We start from the raw sequence: 771 nt of genomic DNA on the forward strand, positions 1-771 counted from the left end.
CATGCCAACACTTAAAGGTTCAACGATAAGTAAGATATCAGCTAAAGCAAACCCAAATGGTAATGGAGAAATTACAATTAGTGTTGAAGTAACAACACCGGGTGCTAATCCTAAAACGCATACAATCACAAAAGTTGTTAATGCAAAAACAGATAATATGATTAATGCTGATTTAATTCAAAAAGATAATTTACAAAAAATTAAAAATTCCTTAAGAAATCTTCACTTCCCTTCTCAAGGTTCAACAACAGCTTCAACAATCGCCAAAGGCATTAATGCTGTTACGGGAATCGCCGGAAAAATTGCAGCAATTGATGCAGCAACAAATGGTGCGGTAACGATACCGAATGGTTCACAAATAGCGGGTACTACTATTGAAGATATTATTTTAGTTGCTCAACCTGATGGAACAATTTTGGTTAAGGTGGTTACAAAAACAACGGGAGCTTCAATTGAAGATGCAACCGTATCAAAAACAGCACATGGACAATCTGATGCAGATGTAGCTCAAAATGTTAACAATAAAAAGTTTGAAGACTTATTTAAGAATGCCAAGTTAATCAACCAAGGTAATAGAACTACTTCTGAAGTAGCTAAATCAATGAATAAAGGTTCACTAGCTGATAAGATCAAAGCTATTGAAACAGAAACAGGTATTAAAGTTCCGACAACAGTTAATGGAACAAAAATAACAGGTATTAGAATAACAGAAAAAGCCGATGGTGTTATTAGTGTTGAAATCACCACTGAAACATTAGGTGCAAAAACACC

At 34.5% G+C, this 771-nt stretch carries 1 protein-coding gene; it reads left to right on the top strand.

Features of this window, described 5'->3' with window-relative positions:
• Positions 1 to 771, top strand: a 771-nt coding sequence (locus C4B25_RS04815; RefSeq protein WP_168380718.1) for a hypothetical protein, incomplete at both ends; no start/stop codon positions are given.

It is taken from the genome of Mycoplasma todarodis, from assembly GCF_004335995.1.
GTDB lineage: Bacteria > Bacillota_I > Bacilli_A > Mycoplasmatales > Metamycoplasmataceae > Mycoplasma_K > Mycoplasma_K todarodis.